This is a genomic window from Azonexus caeni (assembly GCF_048146105.1).
Classification (GTDB): Bacteria; Pseudomonadota; Gammaproteobacteria; order Burkholderiales; family Rhodocyclaceae; genus Azonexus; species Azonexus aromaticus_B.
The window spans coordinates 219,683-236,398 of sequence record NZ_JBKJAD010000001.1; the positions used below are offsets into that span (position 1 = coordinate 219,683).

Consider the following 16,716-nt stretch of genomic DNA (forward strand, 5'->3'; position numbering starts at 1 on the left):
GAATTAGGAGGCAGATATCCGGCTCAGCAGCGTGGCAAACAAACCGGGCTGACCGAGGTGTCGGGCGCTGCCCTTCTTCAGTTGTTCGGCAAGCAGTTGGGGATGAATGGCCAGCGCGAGGTCGGTCTCGGGATTGAAGAACAGGCAGCGTCCGGTACTGGCGCTTTGCAGGCACAGGCAGAGTTGTTGATCGACATCGTCGACCTTGATTTCCATCCACTCGCCGGCACTGAACACCGGGTTGCGGCCTTCCGTCGCCGGTGGTAGCTGGTAATCGATAGTGTGCAGGGCGCGGTTGCCAGCTTCGAGCAGGCCAATGCTCAGTTGCCGGATGCCATGCCCCTGATGCACTTCCGCCAGTGCCACGCTGGCCCCGACCGGGGGCGGCGGCTCGCTGCCGTTCGGGCGCAAGGCTCGCGTCTGCAGCTCGAAGCAGGCATCGAGGATGCGCGTCTGCGTTTCAGCTGCGATGCCCAGCGTTTCCATGCCATCCTTGATCGCCTGCAGGACGCCCGGCAGCTTTTGCGCCAGTGCCCGGCGCTGTTCGCCGTCGGCCTTCGGGCGGAAACTCCAGACCAGCGCATTCAGTGTTTCCGTGCGTTCCTGCCAGGCCGGACCGCCCTGCCCCTGCTCGAACCAGGCGCGTTCCAGCAGGCGCTTCCAGTCCTGCACGAGGAAGTTGCGCAGCAATTCGGGCAGCGAATCGAGATGCAGTCTGGCGTAATACTCGCCGATTTCGCGGTCCGCTTGTTCGCGGCGATCGAGTTGGCGCAGGAACGGATGGTAGGGCGCCGCCGCTTCGAAAATTTTCTGATGCCGGGCGCCGATCTGGGCTTCCAGTTCGGCGGCAGCGAGTGCGAACGCCGAGGCGTCGCCGGCGTTGTCCTGGCGCAGGCGGTCGCAGGTTTCGATCAGTTGCCGGCATACCGGGTGGGAGGCGGGAACCGTCGGCGGCAGACCGAAGAGGAGCGTTGCCATGCGGTCGATCAGCTGGCGGCAGGGGTGGTCGGCGCGGGTGTACAGGCTGCGGTCGCGAACTGCAATGCGGGCGACGCGGACTTGCAGCTTGGCCACGGTTTCCTTGAGGACGCCGGGAATTGCCGGGTCGCTGAACAGGTTGTTGAAGAAGCGACCGGTCAGGTCGATGGCCTGCCCCTCAAGACTGTTGGCGGGGATGCCCAAGGCATCCGATTGCAGGACGAGCGGTGCGGTTTCCTCGTTGCTGCCGGTTTCTCCGAACAGTTCAGGGATCAGCGTTTCCAGTTTGGGCGAGGTCGCGGTCAGAAAGTCGAGACTGTTCTGCTGGCCGCGTTCCATCTGGTCCAGCCGGAACATCAGGTTATCGAGTGCGCCCTGGCTGAGCAAGGCATGGGTAGCGCTGGCCGGGTGCTCGCCGGCCCCCGGCATAACCGGACTGGCGCTCAGCCGGGGTTCCGGTTTGGCGGCGGGGGTCCGGGATGGGGGCTGGACGGAGGCGATCGGCGGTTGCGTGACCTCGACGCCGATGCTCTGCAGGAAATCGTCGAGCTGGCCGTAGATGCCAGGAAGGCTGGTGAGCAGCGAAACCTCGATTCTTTCCAGCAGCTCGAACTTCTTTTCGAGCGAGCTGGCGCCGGCGGCACTGAACAGGTCGTGCAGTCCCTGCGTAACGCCGCGCGGACCGACCGGGTTGTCGTTCTTGGGCAGATCGGGGCGGCCGAGGATGGTGGCGAAACGCAGGTGCGTCTTCCAGAGCGGGACACTGGTGCTTTCGATCAGCCGGTTGCACAGGTTGTCGAGGCGGATGTCCAGTTCCAGGTCATCGTCGCCGACCAGCGAGATCCGCGACGAGGTCAAGCCCCGGACTTCCTCTTCAAAACTGCCCTGGCGGCGCTTGTTCATCATTTCGTCGAAATATATGCCGCAGCCGCCGATCATCGCCGAGATGGCGGAGTCGGAGATCAGGCGGCTGTCGCGCAGAAGTTCGGTGAGGTGTTCGAGATAGAACTTGCGGGCGGCTTGCGACGATTGGAAGCGATCGACGTGGCTGGAGTTTTGCGCGGTATTCACGGACGCAGATTTCCAATAAAAGGTTGAGAGATCGTGGTACGGATATCCTGAAGCGCCATTGTGTCAGCAAATTAACAATGTAATGCGGATTTTATGGCAGATCGGCATTTTTCGGGCTTGCTCCGGATGCCGGCGTGATGACGCCCAGGCGTGTTTTTAGCGAATCTGGCTTGCCGTTGAACAGGAAAGAGTAATAGACGGCGTTGCTCATCACTTTCTTGACGTAATCGCGGGTCTCGGAGAAGGGAATGGTTTCCGCGTAAATGGCGCCTTCGAGTGCTTTTTCGCCACGCCAGCGCTGGGCCCGGCCGGGGCCAGCGTTGTAGGCGGCGGAGGCGAGTACCGGGTGATTGTCGAGATTTTCCATGACGATGCGCATGTACGAGGTGCCGAGCAGGATGTTGACGTCGGCATCATGCACCTGGCTCGGGTTGAAATTGTTGAGGCCGATCTTCTTTGCCACCCAGCGGGCGGTAGCGGGCATCAACTGCATCAGGCCGGCGGCGCCGACGTTCGAGCGGGCGCCGGTGATGAAGCGGCTTTCCTGACGCATCAGGCCGTACACCCAGGCATCGTCGAGCGCCTGCTGGCGAGTGACCGGGCGGATGCTGTCGGCGAACGGCGAGAGGAAGCGCAAGCTGTAGTCGTGCTCGTTGCGGGTACGGTCGGCAGTGTTGATCGCCCGGTCCCAGAGTTGGTTGCGGCGGGCGAGTTCGGCGGCGGCCAGCAACTGACGATCGTTCATCTCGCGCAGGGCCCAGTTCCATTCGCGGACGGCTTCGGTGCGCATGTCCAGGCGAAACAGGCTCAAGGCCCGTTGCAGGTTGGGATTGTCGCGAGCAGCGGCAATTTCTTCGGCTGACGGCGGGGTGGCGGATGACTGGGGGCGCACCTGACGGCCCAGTTCCTCGTCGGCCAGATTGCCGTAGAAATGCGCCTGGCCGGCGATTTTCGCGAACAGGGCGTCGGCTTCCGCGGTGCGGCCGCCGGATTTGTAGGCGCGTCCCAGCCAGTAGATCCACTCGGGTCGGTTGGCGAGTTCGGGCGGCATGGCCTGGATGGCGTCGCGGACCTGGCCCCAGTTCAGGGCGCGCAGCGCGGCGCGGACCCGCCACTGGAGATTTTCGTCGGTGAGCGCAGCATCTCCGGCGCGAGCGTACCAGATGCTTGCTTCTGGCAGGTGCCGGCGGGCGCCGAGCAGCGCAATCTGGCTCCAGGCCCAGCCGCCAGCGGAGCGCTCGAGTTGCGCCTCGCGCTTGTCGAGTTGTTCGGCGGCCACCAGCGGGTCGTTGACCGCCACGTAACGGATCGCGATCGCCGCCAGCTCGCGGTTGCTCCGCTGTCGCTGCCAGTTGGCCCCCTGGCGGGCCAGGTAGGACATCGATTTCTTTGTCGCCGCGTCGAAATCGGCGGTGCCGGGTACCTGGCTGTCGGGGAGGTAGGCGAGCGTCTGCTGGGCGGCGCCCGGGCGGTTGATTTCGATCTGCCGACGGGCGCGTTGCCAGGCGGCATCGACGTCGATGCGACCGGCAGCGACCAGGTCATCGAGCAAGGGTTTGCAGGCCTCGCTGGGTTCAAGCATGCTCAGCCAGTAGCCGGCAGCCTCGTCGAGGACGCGGCGATCGCCGCGCTGCAGGCGGGCTTGCTGCTGGAGGCAGGTGCGTTCGGTATCGGGGGCGAGCAGTTTGGCGTATTCGCTCTCGACGCGTGGCCAGTCGCCCTGTTTGGCAAGCCAGGTCAGCCAGTCGCTACGCAGGCGTTCGGCGACATTGCTGCCCTCGTTGCGGGCCAGGAAGGCCGGGATACCGTCGGCGTCATTGCGCGCCAGACGGTTGCGCAGGAGATAGTTTTCGGCGTAAATGGCCAGCGGATGGCCGCGGGTTTCGCCGACGGCGCTGGCCAGCCGGGCGGCATCGCCCTTGCGGAAGGCTTCGCGGGCGGCGATGAAGGCGCTGTCGTCGGCGCTCTGGGCAAAGGCGGAAACGCCCCAGACAAGCAGGGCGATGATGGGGGAAAACTTCATGCTGGATTCGGGTGATGACGGGTCGTTTTGAGGATAGCACGCTATGGCGTCGTGATTTGCGGCGCGACATGGTCGCCCGTCGGGAGATGCTGGGCGAGAAGGAGCGCGCCCGCCTGTCGGCGGCGATCGTCGGCTGGCTGCGGAAGCGTTTCCCGCCGCCGGCCAGTTGTGCCTTTTGCTGGCCGATCAAGCACGAACCGGACGTCCGCGCCATCATTGACGAGTGGACCGGTCGCGGTACGCGGGCGGCCTTGCCGGTGGTGGTGGCCGAGGCGACGCCGCTGCAGTTTCGCGAATGGCGGGCCGGCGAACGCCTGCAGGCCGATCGTTACGGGATTCCGACGCCGGTCGATGGCGACTGGCTGCAGCCCGAACTGATCCTGCTGCCGCTCAACGGCTTCGATGCCGCCGGTTACCGTCTCGGCTATGGCGGGGGCTATTTCGACCGCACGCTGGCGGCGCTGACGCCACGGCCGCTGACGGTCGGCGTCGGTTTCGAGATCAACCGTCTCGATGACATCCGTCCGGAAGTGCACGATCAGCGTCTGGACTGGATTGTCACCGAGGCTGGTGCGTTCAAGGTCGCCGGCTGAGGCCGCTCACCGCGATCGCGTAGAGCAGCCCGCCGCCGCCGGTGAGCAGCGCCTGGCGCAGATCGTGCAGTCCGGTGTGCACCGCCAGCTCCAGGGCCTGGCCTTGTGCCAGGGCAAGCAGCAAGGCGCCGCCAGCCAGTACCAGCCAGAGGAAACGGTCGCTCGTCTGCCCCTGGCCGCGCAGGCAGCGTTCGCAGGCGAGGCCACCGGCGATGGCCTGCCCGGCGAGGCCGGCAATCAGTGCCAGCACGGCAATCTGGTAGCTGCTCATGCGGCGTGGCAGGCTTGCGCCAGACGTTGCAGAGCCTCGTCGAGCAGACTCGCCGGGCAGCCGAAGTTCAGGCGGAGCCAGCCAGGGGATCCGAAATCGCGGCCGTCGGAAAGACCGAGACCATGGGCCTCGAAATGCGCGGCCGGATCGGCGCGGCCGAGTTCGCGGACATCGAGCCAGGCCAGGTAGGTGGCTTCGACATGTGTCATGCGGATACCCGGCAGGTTGGCGACGGCGCATTCCAGTCGGTCGCGGTTGGCGCGTAGTGTATCGAGCAATTGCCGGTGCCAGTCGGCGCAATCACGGTAGGCGGCCTCGCAGGCGGTCAGGCCGAGCACATTGACGTGCGGCACGATGCCCTCCATGGCGCGCAGGAAGCGGCGGCGCAGGCCGGTGTCCGGGATCACCGCGAAAGCACAGCCGAGGCCGGGGATGTTGAAGGTCTTCGACGGCGCCATCAGCGTGATGCTGCGCCGGGCGGCCTCATCCGACAGGCTGGCGAAGGGAATGTGTTTTTTGTCTTCGTCGAGCACCAGGCCGCAGTGGATTTCGTCGGAACAGACGATGAGGTCGCGCCGCCGCGCCTGTTCGGCGAGATCGAGCAATTCCTCGCGCGACCAGCAGCGGCCGACCGGGTTGTGCGGGTGGCAGAGCAGAAACAGCGAATCTCCTGCGGGCGACGCGTTTTCCAGGCCATTTTCCGGCCACTGCCAGCGGCCGTCGCGCAGTTCCAGCTCGATCCGCCGCAGCGTCCGCCCGGCGTGGCGCGGCGCCGACAGGAAAGGCGGATAAACCGGCGTCGCGCTCAACACCTCGCCCTCGACCGTGCGGCAGGCAACATTCAGCCCGGTGACCAGCCCCGGCAGCCAGACGATCCACTCGGCCTCGATGCGCCAGGCGTACTCACCGGCCAGATGATCCTGCACCGCTTCCGTCAGCGACGGCCACGGCCCGCCGTAACCGAAAACGCCATGCTCGATGCGCCGGTGCAAGGCCGCCAGCACCGCTGGCGGCGCGGCAAAATCCATGTCCGCCACCCACAGCGGCAAAATATCCCGCCCGGCGTACTTGCGCCATTTGATCGAATCGGAGGTGGAACGGTCGATGGGGGTGTCGAAGGGGGACATGGTGCGGAGGAAAAGGGAATAACTTGTTCGGACGCAGCATAGCGGAATCCGGGGAAGGTTGCCGTGCAAACCCTGCAAGACAGTGACCCTGTCGGCTATTCCCGGAATCGCAGCGGGTGCGCTATGATCGGCCGCTCAGACCACCTTTCCTTACTGGCTATGTCCTTGCATCGACCCGCAACCTTACTGTCCGGCGCGCCTGCGTCGGCGTCGGTGCGCGCGTCTGGTCTGAAAGCGAAAAAACGACTTCTCCGCTGACGGGGATGTCGTGTCCCGTCGGGCGGATTGCCGGACGGGACTGACCGGGGCTTGCTGCCCTGATCCTGCCTCAGCCGGCCAATTGCCGGCGGAATGATCTTCATCAATCCAATCATGAGGCAAACATGGAAACAAACTACGAAGGCATCTGGGTCCCCATCATCACCCCCTTTTCCAACGGGCAGGTCGATCATCCCGCACTGGCGAAGCTCGCCAGCCACCTGGCGGCCGGGGGCGTAGCCGGTCTGGTGGTCGGCGCCACTACGGGCGAAGGCGCCTTGCTCCTGCCCGGCGAACAGGAGGCGATCTTCGCCACACTCCGGCAGGCGGTGCCGCAACTCCCTCTGCTGCTGGGCGTCTCCCATGCCTCGACCCAGCTTGCGGCCGAGCAGGCTCGGCGCCTCTCGGCGCTGGCGCCGGAAGGTTTCCTGGTGACGCCGCCGGTCTATGTGCGCCCGTCGCAGGAAGGGGTGCGTCGGCATTTCGAGGTGATCGTCGAGGCGGCGGACCGGCCGTTGCTGATCTACAACATTCCCTACCGCTGCGGCGTCACTGTTGAAGTCGAGACCATCGCCGCGCTGGCGCGGGACCCGCGTATCGTCGGCATCAAGGAGTGCGGCGGCAGCATCGAACGGCTTGCCCGCCTGATCCAGGAAACGCCGTTACGCGTGTTCTCCGGCGAGGACCACCTGAATTTCCCGGCGCTTTGCCTGGGCGGGCACGGCACCATCGCCGCATCAGCACACCTGCGCCCGGAGTTGCACGTCCGCATGTTCGAATGCTGCCGCCAGGGCCGCCTCGCCGAGGCGCGGGATCTGGCTGCTGCGCTGCGGGCGCTCGTTCATGACCTGTTCGCCGAACCCAACCCGGCACCGCTCAAGTCAATCCTGGCTAGCCAGGGCTGGTGCGCCAACGAATTGCGCCTGCCTTTCGTACCGGCCAGCGCCGACCTCGCCGAACGACTGCTGCAGCACTGGGCACAACTGCCGCAGGATGATTGACACACCAAGTGCTGCAATCCCGGTGCGCGCTACGGCCGGGGTTGCAGTTGCGTCCGTGGGGAGGAATCCATTTTCTGGTTGGTTACGGGATTCTTTTTCCGGATTACGCAAAAAAACCGCCCCGTCGCGCGCCGGCGAGGGGGCGATCGTTTTGCGGCCGAAACCGCCGGGTTTTCAGGCTCAGGCGCCAACCGACGCCCTCACCCTTGAACCTCAAACCTCCAGATGCTGGTACAGGGGCGTCGACAAATAGCGTTCGCCGAAGGACGGGATGATGACGACGATCAGCTTGCCGGCGTTTTCCGGGCGCTTGGCCAGTTCCAGCGCGGCCCAGGTGGCGGCGCCGGAGGAGATGCCGACGAGCAGGCCTTCTTCGGTGGCCATCTGGCGGGCGGTGGTGAAGGCGTCGTCGTTCTTGACGCGGATCACTTCGTCGTAGACGCCGGTGTTGAGGACGCCCGGCACGAAGCCGGCGCCGATGCCCTGGATCGGGTGCGGGCCTTTCGCGCCGCCGGACAGCACCGGCGAAGCGTCGGGTTCGACGGCGACGATCTTGACACCCGGTTTCCTGGCCTTGAGCACTTCGCCGACGCCGGTGACGGTGCCGCCGGTGCCGACGCCGGAGACGAAGATGTCGACCTGGCCGTCGGTGTCACGCCAGATTTCCTCGGCCGTTGTGTGGCGGTGGATGGCCGGGTTGGCCGGGTTCTCGAACTGCTGCGGGATGAAATATTTCGGGTCGGCTTCGGCCAGCGCCTTGGCCTTGGCGATGGCGCCGCCCATGCCTTCCGGTCCCGGCGTCAGGATCAGTTCGGCGCCGTAAGCCTTGAGCAGCAGCTTGCGTTCGCGGCTCATGGTTTCCGGCATGGTGAAGGCGCATTTGATGCCGCGCGCGGCGCAGACCATGGCCAGGCCGATGCCGGTGTTGCCGGAGGTCGGTTCCAGCACCACGGTGTCCGGGCCGATCTTGCCGGCGGCCTGTGCCGCATCGAGCATGGCGACGGCGATGCGGTCCTTGACGCTGTGGCCGGGGTTGAAGAATTCCAGCTTGGCGACGACGCGGGCGCCGGCGCCTTCGGTGACGCGGTTGAGCTGGACCAGCGGCGTGTTGCCGACCAGTTCGGTGACGTTGTTGGCGATTTTCATGGGGGTTCTCCGGAAGGGTTGATGGCTAGCAGTCTAGAACTTGGGCTACCTTACCGGAAAGAATGAAATCGCAAATTCTTATCACCTTTTTGCATTAGCCGAGGAAGAGCTTGTAGATCGGGTTGTCGCTTTCGTCCCAGTGCGCGTAGCCGAGGTTCTTCAGGAACTCGCGGAACTGCGCCATCTCGGCCGGCGGCACCTGCATGCCGACGAGGACGCGACCGTAATCGGCGCCATGGTTGCGATAGTGGAACAGGCTGATGTTCCAGCCGGCGCTCATCTGGCTCAGGAAGTTCATCAATGCGCCCGGCCGCTCCGGGAATTCGAAGCGGTAGAGCAACTCGCGCATGCCATTTTCGCAAACCTGCGGCGCATGGCCACCGACCATGTGGCGGATGTGGTTCTTCGCCATCTCGTCATCGCTCAGGTCGAGCGTCGGATAGCCGTGCTTCTGCAGGCTGTCGACCAGCTTCAGCGATTCCTTGCGGTCGCTGACCTGGACGCCGACGAAGACGTGCGCTTCGCTGGCCGAGTGATAACGGTAGTTGAACTCGGTGACATTGCGCTTGCCGATCAGCGCCAGGAATTTCTTGTAGGCACCGGGCTTTTCCGGCAGCGTGACGGCGAACACCGCCTCGCGCTGCTCGCCGAATTCGGCACGCTCGGCGACGAAGCGCAGGCGGTCGAAATTCATGTTGGCGCCGGAGGTCACGGCCACCAGGTTCTTGTCCTTCAGCTTGTGCTGGCGCGCGTATTCCTTGGCGCCGGCGACGGCGAGCGCGCCGGACGGTTCGAGAATCGAACGGGTGTCCTCGAAGACATCCTTGATTGCCGCGCAGATGGCGTCGGTATCGACCAGCACGATATCGTCGAGAAACTCCCGGCACAGGCGAAAGGTTTCCTCGCCGACGAACTTCACCGCCGTGCCGTCGGCGAACAGCCCGACCTGCGGCAGGCGCACGCGGTGGCCCTTGGCGATCGACTGCTTCATCGCGTCGGCATCGAAGGTCTCGACGCCGATCACCTTGATTTCCGGGCGCAGGCGCTTGATGTAAGCAGCGACCCCGGCAGCCAGCCCGCCACCGCCGATGGCGCAGAAGACGGCGTGGATCGGCCCGTTGTGGCGCGAATGCTGGCGCAGGATTTCCATCCCGATCGTTCCCTGCCCCGCGATCACCTCCGGGTCGTCGAAGGGGTGTACGAAGGTCAGCTTCTCGGATTTCTCCAGCTCCAGCGCATGGCCGTAGGCTTCGTCGAAGGATTCGCCGTGCAGCACGACCTCGCCGCCACGTTGCCGGACGGCGTCGATCTTGATCCCCGGTGTCGATACCGGCATGACGATCACCGCCCGGCAGCCTAGCTTGGCCGCCGACAGCGCGACGCCCTGAGCGTGGTTGCCGGCCGAGGCGCAGATGACGCCGCGCTTGAGTTTCTCGGCCGAGAGACTGGCGATCTTGTTGTAGGCACCGCGCAGCTTGAACGAGAACACCGGCTGCATGTCCTCGCGCTTGAGCCAAATCCGGTTATTGACCCGGGCGGAAAGGTTGTCGGCCTGCTCCAGCGGAGTTTCGATGGCGACATCGTAAACCTGGGCGTTGAGGACTTTTTCCAGATAGTCGGGGGCTGCGTGCATGTCGTTGGTCGGCCTAGCAAAAGACGAAATCTATCAGCTTCGTACGCGATTTGTCTCGCCGGGGCGTTGCAGTGGCGCCTTGTTGGCCGCAGAATGCGCCGCCAATAACTAACCATAAGCTTTTTCAGGGGAGCAGCATGCAAATTGGCAAACTCGCAACACGGGTTGCGGTCATTGTCGCCATGGCTTGTGCCGTGGCGTTCGCAGCAGTGGCGATTTTTTCCTTGTACACCTTTTCCCGCGCCGAGCGGATGAGCGCCGAGTCGGCGGCCAGCGGCCAGGTTGCCGCCGTCGTCGACCTGCTGGAGCTGACAGCGAAGACCCACCAGGCCGCCGGCATGAAACGCCTTGGCGTGCTCAAGAGCATGCTCGGCGATACCCTGAAATCGGCGGATGCCAGCGCCGACCGCGATGCCTTCGGCTTGCCGGTGTACCGGATCAGCGGCGAAGTGGTGAATGGCAATGAACGGCTGATGCAGCGCTGGAAGGAAATCCTGATTGCCGAGCCCGCCCTGCTGCTGTTCAACGACAAGGGCGAGATGGTGCGCGCGGCGACCCTGCTCAAGGACAAGGACGGCAAGAGCATGCTCGGCAAGGCGATTGCCGCCGATGCCAAGGAAACGCGGACGGTACTAGAAGGCAAGGAGTGGTCGGGGGTGGTGCAGCGCGCCGGCAAGTTCTACGTCAGCGCCTTCATGCCCATCCACAACGGCCAGGGCAAGGTGGTCGGCGCCTGGTCGGTGCGCGCTGACATCAGCGAGGACATGGCGCGACTCAAGGAAACCCTCAAGGAGATGAAATTCGGCGATACCGGCTATCCCTACGCGGTCAAGGTCGAGCCAAAGCTCGAGGACAGCTTCTTCACCTTGCACCCGAAACTCGAGGGGCAGACGGCGAAGGAAGTGAAGGGGCCGCTGCTGATGCTGGCCGGGGAAATGGCCCGTCAGGAGTCCGGCAGCATCGTCTATCCCTATTTCGACGCCGACGGCACCGAAAAGGACAAGATCGTCGTCTATCAGCGGGCGCCTTCCTGGGGCTGGACAGTGGCAGGCGGAACCTGGATCGACGAATACAACAAGCACGCCGACGCGCTACGCTGGCAGCTTGCCGTCGCCTGTCTGATTGGCGCGCTGGCCTGCGCGCTCGCTGCCTGGGTGGCGGCGACGCGGGGTCTGGCCGGGGTCGACGCGGTAGCCGAAGGTGTCCGCCGCATGGGTGCGGGTGATTTCTCCCGGGAAATCCCGTCGGCGAACTGCGAGATCGGTGTCATCGCCCACGAAGCCAACACGGCCCGCCAGGGAATCGGCGGCCTGCTGCGCGAGATCAGCCATTCGTCGAGCCGCGCCTTCGCTTCGGCGGAATCGCTGGAACGGGCGGCGCAGACGGTCGCCAGCGCGGCGCAGGAACAATCATCGTCGGCTAGCGAACTGGCCGCGGCGGTGGAGGAGTTGTCGGTCAGCATCACGCATACCGCGGATCAGACGCAGAGTTCCGAGCAGGCCGCCGGCGAAACCCTGACCCGTGCCCAGCAAGGGATGGCCGCAGCGAGTGCGGTCAGCGCCGAGATGCGCAAGATCGCCAGCGAAACCGCCAGTGCCGAGGCTCTGATGGCGCAACTGGCCGGCAATGCGCAGGAAATCGCCGGCATGGCCGGGGCGATTTCCGAACTTGCCGAGCAGACCAATCTGCTGGCGCTCAACGCCGCCATCGAGGCGGCCCGGGCCGGCGAAGCCGGTCGTGGTTTCGCGGTGGTCGCTGACGAAGTGCGCAAGCTGGCCGAGAAATCGACGCAATTCACCGCCCGCATCGCCCAGACAGTTTCCTCGACGTCGTCGGGGACCGCCAGTGCCGCCGAGAACGCCAAGCAGATTGCCGCCCAGGCGCGCGAAGCGGCGCGTCTGGCCGGCGAGGCGGAGGCCGCGCTGAAGGCGATCGCCGACGCCGGTCAGCTATCGGTGGAGGCCGCTTCGGAAATCAGCAACGCCGCCCGCGAACAGGGCGTGACCAGCCAGGCCATCGCCCAGGCGGTCGAACGCGTCGCCAATCTGGCCGATTCGAACAGCCAGCAGGCGAGCGCCCTGCTCGGTGAAGTGCGCGCCTTGGAGAATGTCGCGCGCAGCCTGGAAGAAGGCGCCGCCCGTTTCCGTACCTGATGTTGACGGGTTTCGATCCCGGGGCCGGGCTGTGGGGGCTTGGCCTCTACAGCCTGCTGGCGGCCACGCTGCTGCCCGGCGGTTCGGAACTGGCCCTCTATGCTTTCCTGAAGTACGCGCCGACTCAGGCCCACCCGGCCCTGCTCGTGGCGACCCTCGGCAATACGCTGGGCGGCCTGATTTCCTGGGCCTGCGGTCGTTTCCTGCCGCGCTGGCAACGCGTCGAGCGGCTGCCGCAGGTCGATCGACTGCGCCGTTGGGGCGCCGCCGCCCTGCTCTTCTCCTGGTTGCCGCTGATCGGCGACGCCCTGTGCATTGCCGCCGGTTGGTTGCGCCTGCACTGGCTCCCTTGCGCTCTGTTCATGGCGCTCGGCAAGTTCGCGCGCTACTGGCTGGTGGTGCAGGCGGCAACAAACTGAATGAACCCGGACGCCCTTCTCCGGTCTACCTGCCCCGCGTGTTGCGCCGCAATACGCTAAAATCCTGTTTTTGACAGATACCGGTTTGATCATGACCGCTCGCCTGCGCGAAATTCCGTACAACTACACCTCGTTTTCCGACCGCGAAATCGTCATCCGTCTGCTCGGTGCAGACAACTGGGCGATCCTCGACGAACTGCGCGGCGAGCGCGTCACCGGCCGCTCGGCGCGCATGCTCTACGAGGTGCTGGGCGACATCTGGGTGGTGCAGCGCAATCCTTATCTGGAAGACGATCTGCTCGACAACCGCGAGCGCCGCGACGCCCTGGTCAGTGCCTTGCGTCATCGCCTGAAGGAAGTCGAGAAGCGCCGCACTGAAAGCGAGAGCGACGATCCGGAGCGCTCGGCCAAGGTCAAGCGTCTGGTCGAGGCGGCGCACGAGGCAGTGAACCGTTTCGAGGCGCGTTTCGGCGAGACCATCGACCTGCGGCGCAAGGTGCTCAAGGTGCTGGGCAAGCACACCCGTCGCGACAACATCGCCTTCGACGGCCTGGCCCGCGTTTCGCACGTCACCGACGCCACCGACTGGCGCGTCGAATACCCCTTCGTCGTCCTCTACCCGGATACCGAGGAGGAGATCGGCCATCTTGTGCGTGGCTGCATCGAAGCCGGCCTGACCATCATCCCGCGCGGCGGCGGTACCGGTTACACCGGTGGTGCCGTGCCGTTGACGCCGCATTCGGCAGTGATCAATACCGAGAAATTGATCGACCTCGGTCCGGTCGAGGAACTGGTGCTGGCCGGCCACGAAACCCCGTACGCGACGATCCGTACCGGCGCCGGTGTGGTCACCGACCGCGTTTCAGAAGCCGCCTCGGCGGCCGGTCGCGTCTTTGCGGTCGACCCGACCTCGGCTTCGGCGTCCTGCATTGGCGGCAACATCGCCATGAACGCTGGCGGCAAGAAGGCCGTGCTGTGGGGTACCGCGCTCGACAACCTGGCCTGGTGGAAGATGGTCGATCCGGACGGCAACTGGCTGGAAGTCGAACGGGTCAATCACAATTACGGCAAGATTCACGAGCAGGAAAACGTCGAATTCCGCGTCAAGCGCTTCGATCCTTCCGGCAAGAAGCCGCTCGGCGAGGAAGTGCTGGTCATGCCCGGCGCCGCCTGCCGCAAGACCGGCCTGGGCAAGGACGTCACCGACAAGTTCCTCGGCGGCATTCCCGGCGTGCAGAAGGAAGGTACCGACGGCATCATCGTCGCCGCGCGCTGGGTGCTGCACAAGATGCCGCCGGTGACGCGCACCGTTTGTCTCGAATTCTTCGGCCAGGTGCGCGAAGCGGTGCCGGCGATCGTCGAGATCACCGATTACTTCAAGCCGGGTGGCGCCGGCAACGCCGCCGGCGTGCAGTTGGCCGGCCTCGAACACCTCGACGAGCGCTATGTGAAGGCGGTCGGTTACGCGACCAAGGCCAAGCGCCACGGCCGGCCGAAGATGGTGCTGATCGGCGACATCGTCGGTCACGACGAAAAGGCGGTGATGGCCGCCGCCTCGGAAGTCGTACGCATGTGCAACCTGCGTGCCGCCGAAGGCTTCATCGCGGTCGACGCCGAAACACGCAAGAAATTCTGGCTCGACCGTTCGCGTACCGCCGCCATATCGCGCCACACCAACGCCTTCAAGGTCAACGAAGATGTCGTCATCCCGTTGCCGCGCATGGGCGAGTACTGCGACGGCATCGAGCGCATCAACATCGAACTGTCGACGCAGAACAAGCTGGCGCTGTGCGACGCCCTGTCCGAGTTCCTCAAGGGCGAACTGCCGTTGCACTCCGGCGACGCCAATCTCGACAAGGATTTGCTGATCGGCGACCGCCGGCAAGCCGCGCTCGATTACGTCGAAGCCGTCCGCCTGCGCTGGGAATGGCTGCTGGAAAACCTCGACCTGCCGCTGGCCGAAGCCGAATCGCGCTTTGCCTCCTACGGCGTGGTGGCCGGTGAACTGACCAACAAGGCCGAGAATCCGAAGCTCTTCCATCGCCTGCAGGATTACTCCGTGCGCACCTCGTGGAAGCAGGAGTTGAAGGCGCGTCTGGCCAAGATTTTCGACGGCACGGTCTATCGGCCGATCCTCGAGCGGATCGAGGCGATCCACAAGGAAGTGCTGCGCGGCCGCGTCTTTGTCGCCCTGCATATGCACGCTGGCGACGGCAACGTGCATACCAACATCCCGGTCAATTCCGACAATTACGCGATGCTGCAGACCGCCAACAAGGCGGTCGAGCGCATCATGCACCTGGCGCGCGGGCTCGACGGTGTGATTTCCGGCGAGCACGGGATTGGCATCACCAAGCTGGAATTTTTGACTGACGACGAAATCGGGCCGTTCCGTGCCTACAAGCAGAAGGTCGACCCGGAAGGCCGCTTCAACAAGGGCAAGCTGATGCCCGGTGGCGATCTGGGCAATGCCTACACGCCGTCGTTCAGCCTGCTCGGTACCGAATCGCTGATCATGGAGCAGTCGGAGATCGGCAAGATTTCCGACATGGTCAAGGACTGCCTGCGCTGCGGCAAGTGCAAGCCGGTCTGCTCGACCCACGTGCCGCGCGCCAACCTCCTCTACAGCCCGCGCAACAAGATCCTCGCCACCTCGCTGCTGGTCGAGGCCTTCCTGTACGAGGAGCAGACCCGGCGCGGCATCTCGCTCAAGCACTTCGACGAGTTCAACGATGTCGCCGACCATTGCACGGTCTGCCACCGTTGTGTCAAACCCTGCCCGGTCGATATCGACTTCGGCGATGTTTCCGTGGCCATGCGCAACTTCCTGCGCAAGCAGGAGAAGAAGCGTTTCTCGCCAGGAACGGCTGCCTCGATGCTCTTCCTCAGCGCCAAGGACCCGGCGACGGTAAAGTTGCTGCGCGGCGTCATGATGAATTTCGGTTTCAAGGCCCAGCGTCTGGCGCACAAGGCGGCCAAGGCGCTGCATCTGGTCCAGGAAACGCGCAAGCATCCGCCGGCCTCACTCGGCGCGCCCAGCGTGAAGACGCAGGTGATCCACTTCATGAACCGGCCGATGCCAGGCAACCTGCCCAAACGCACCTCGCGCGCCTTGCTCGACATCGAGAACGACGAGGTAATTCCGGTGATCCGCAACCCGCAGAAGACGACCGAGGATTCGGACGCCGTCTTCTACTTCCCCGGTTGCGGTTCCGAGCGCTTGTTCTCGCAGGTCGGTCTGGCGACACAGGCGATGCTCTACGACATCGGCGTCACCACCGTGCTGCCGCCGGGCTACCTCTGTTGTGGTTACCCGCAGACCGCTTCGGGCAACGAGGACGAAGGTCAGAAGATCACCACCGAGAACCGTGTGCTTTTCCATCGCGTCGCCAACACGCTGAATTATCTCGATATCAGGACGGTGATCGTTTCATGTGGAACCTGCATGGATCAGTTGCAGAAATACCACTTCGAGAAGATCTTCCCCGGTTGTCGTTTGCTCGACATTCACGAATACCTGATGGAAAAGGGTGTCAAGCTCGAAGGCGTCGAGGGGACGCGCTACATGTACCATGATCCCTGCCATACGCCGATGAAGGCCTACAACCCGCTCGCCGTGACCAAGGCGCTGATGGGCCAGGAGGTGCCGCTGAACGACCGTTGTTGCGGCGACTCGGGTTCCTTCGCCTATTCGCGGCCGGATATCGCGACGCAGGTGAAGTTCCGCAAGCAGCAGGAAATCGAGATGGGGGCGGAGAAGTTGCGGGGTACGGGCTTCCAGGGCGAGGTCAAGATCCTGACCTCGTGTCCGGCCTGTCTGCAGGGGCTTTCCCGCTACGACGACGATGCCGGCACGCAGGCCGATTACATCGTGGTCGAGCTGGCGAAGCACTTGCTCGGCGACAACTGGATGGCGGATTACGTCGGCAAGGCCAACAACGGCGGTATCGAGCGCGTATTGCTCTGATCGCGGCTTTTCCCTTCCGCTGACCGTCTTGAGCAGGCTATTTTTCGCCGCCACTTGCAGGAAGTGACGGCGAATG

At 64.6% G+C, this 16,716-nt stretch carries 11 protein-coding genes; 5 read left to right on the plus strand and 6 right to left on the minus strand.

What is annotated here, in order from left to right; translation table 11 throughout:
• Window positions 1–3: 3 nt before the first annotated feature.
• Together ACLIIZ_RS00980 and ACLIIZ_RS00985 are read right to left on the minus strand one after the other, a co-directional pair.
• Window positions 4–2,049, minus strand: a complete 2,046-nt coding sequence (locus ACLIIZ_RS00980; protein WP_416690324.1) for a DUF1631 family protein — start codon at window positions 2,047–2,049, stop codon at window positions 4–6.
• A gap of 91 nt (window positions 2,050–2,140) precedes the next feature.
• A complete protein-coding gene (locus ACLIIZ_RS00985) occupies window positions 2,141–4,072 on the minus strand; it encodes a lytic transglycosylase domain-containing protein (protein WP_416690325.1) in 1,932 nt (643 codons plus the stop codon).
• Window positions 4,073–4,086: 14 nt separating this feature from the next.
• Here ACLIIZ_RS00985 and ACLIIZ_RS00990 point away from each other — a divergent pair, with 14 nt between their 5' ends.
• The gene (locus ACLIIZ_RS00990; protein WP_416690326.1) at window positions 4,087–4,665 is read left to right on the plus strand and encodes a 5-formyltetrahydrofolate cyclo-ligase; all 579 of its coding nucleotides are present in this window, start codon (window positions 4,087–4,089) and stop codon (window positions 4,663–4,665) included.
• Here ACLIIZ_RS00990 and ACLIIZ_RS00995 read toward each other — a convergent pair.
• Together ACLIIZ_RS00995 and ACLIIZ_RS01000 are read right to left on the minus strand one after the other, a co-directional pair.
• Window positions 4,649–4,936, minus strand: coding sequence for a hypothetical protein (locus tag ACLIIZ_RS00995; RefSeq protein WP_416690327.1), 288 nt, complete (start codon window positions 4,934–4,936; stop codon window positions 4,649–4,651). The two genes, ACLIIZ_RS00990 and ACLIIZ_RS00995, sit on opposite strands and share 17 nt — an antisense overlap.
• Complete coding sequence (locus ACLIIZ_RS01000; protein WP_416690329.1) at window positions 4,933–6,063, minus strand: MalY/PatB family protein; 1,131 nt, start codon at window positions 6,061–6,063, stop codon at window positions 4,933–4,935. Before ACLIIZ_RS01000 ends, ACLIIZ_RS00995 begins: the two co-directional genes overlap by 4 nt.
• Before the next feature lie 383 nt (window positions 6,064–6,446).
• On the opposite strand from ACLIIZ_RS01000, the gene dapA reads away from it, so the two are divergent.
• On the plus strand, window positions 6,447–7,322 hold the full coding sequence (gene dapA, locus ACLIIZ_RS01005) for a 4-hydroxy-tetrahydrodipicolinate synthase (protein ID WP_416690331.1): 876 nt from the start codon (window positions 6,447–6,449) through the stop codon (window positions 7,320–7,322).
• Between the two features lie 213 nt (window positions 7,323–7,535).
• Here dapA and cysK read toward each other — a convergent pair whose 3' ends face one another.
• Both cysK and ilvA read right to left on the minus strand, forming a co-directional pair.
• The gene (cysK, locus tag ACLIIZ_RS01010; protein ID WP_416690332.1) at window positions 7,536–8,468 is read right to left on the minus strand and encodes a cysteine synthase A; all 933 of its coding nucleotides are present in this window, start codon (window positions 8,466–8,468) and stop codon (window positions 7,536–7,538) included.
• A gap of 94 nt (window positions 8,469–8,562) precedes the next feature.
• Complete coding sequence (gene ilvA / locus ACLIIZ_RS01015; protein ID WP_416690333.1) at window positions 8,563–10,101, minus strand: threonine ammonia-lyase, biosynthetic; 1,539 nt, start codon at window positions 10,099–10,101, stop codon at window positions 8,563–8,565.
• A 137-nt stretch (window positions 10,102–10,238) separates the two neighbouring features.
• On the opposite strand from ilvA, the gene ACLIIZ_RS01020 reads away from it, so the two are divergent.
• The 3 genes from ACLIIZ_RS01020 to ACLIIZ_RS01030 all read left to right on the plus strand — a co-directional run bounded on the left by ACLIIZ_RS01020 (window position 10,239) and on the right by ACLIIZ_RS01030 (window position 16,640).
• Window positions 10,239–12,254, plus strand: coding sequence for a methyl-accepting chemotaxis protein (locus ACLIIZ_RS01020; protein WP_416690335.1), 2,016 nt, complete (start codon window positions 10,239–10,241; stop codon window positions 12,252–12,254).
• A complete protein-coding gene (locus ACLIIZ_RS01025; protein ID WP_416690337.1) occupies window positions 12,254–12,673 on the plus strand; it encodes a YqaA family protein in 420 nt (139 codons plus the stop codon). Before ACLIIZ_RS01020 ends, ACLIIZ_RS01025 begins: the two co-directional genes overlap by 1 nt.
• A 91-nt stretch (window positions 12,674–12,764) precedes the next feature.
• On the plus strand, window positions 12,765–16,640 hold the full coding sequence (locus tag ACLIIZ_RS01030) for a DUF3683 domain-containing protein (RefSeq protein ID WP_416690339.1): 3,876 nt from the start codon (window positions 12,765–12,767) through the stop codon (window positions 16,638–16,640).
• Window positions 16,641–16,716: the final 76 nt, after the last annotated feature.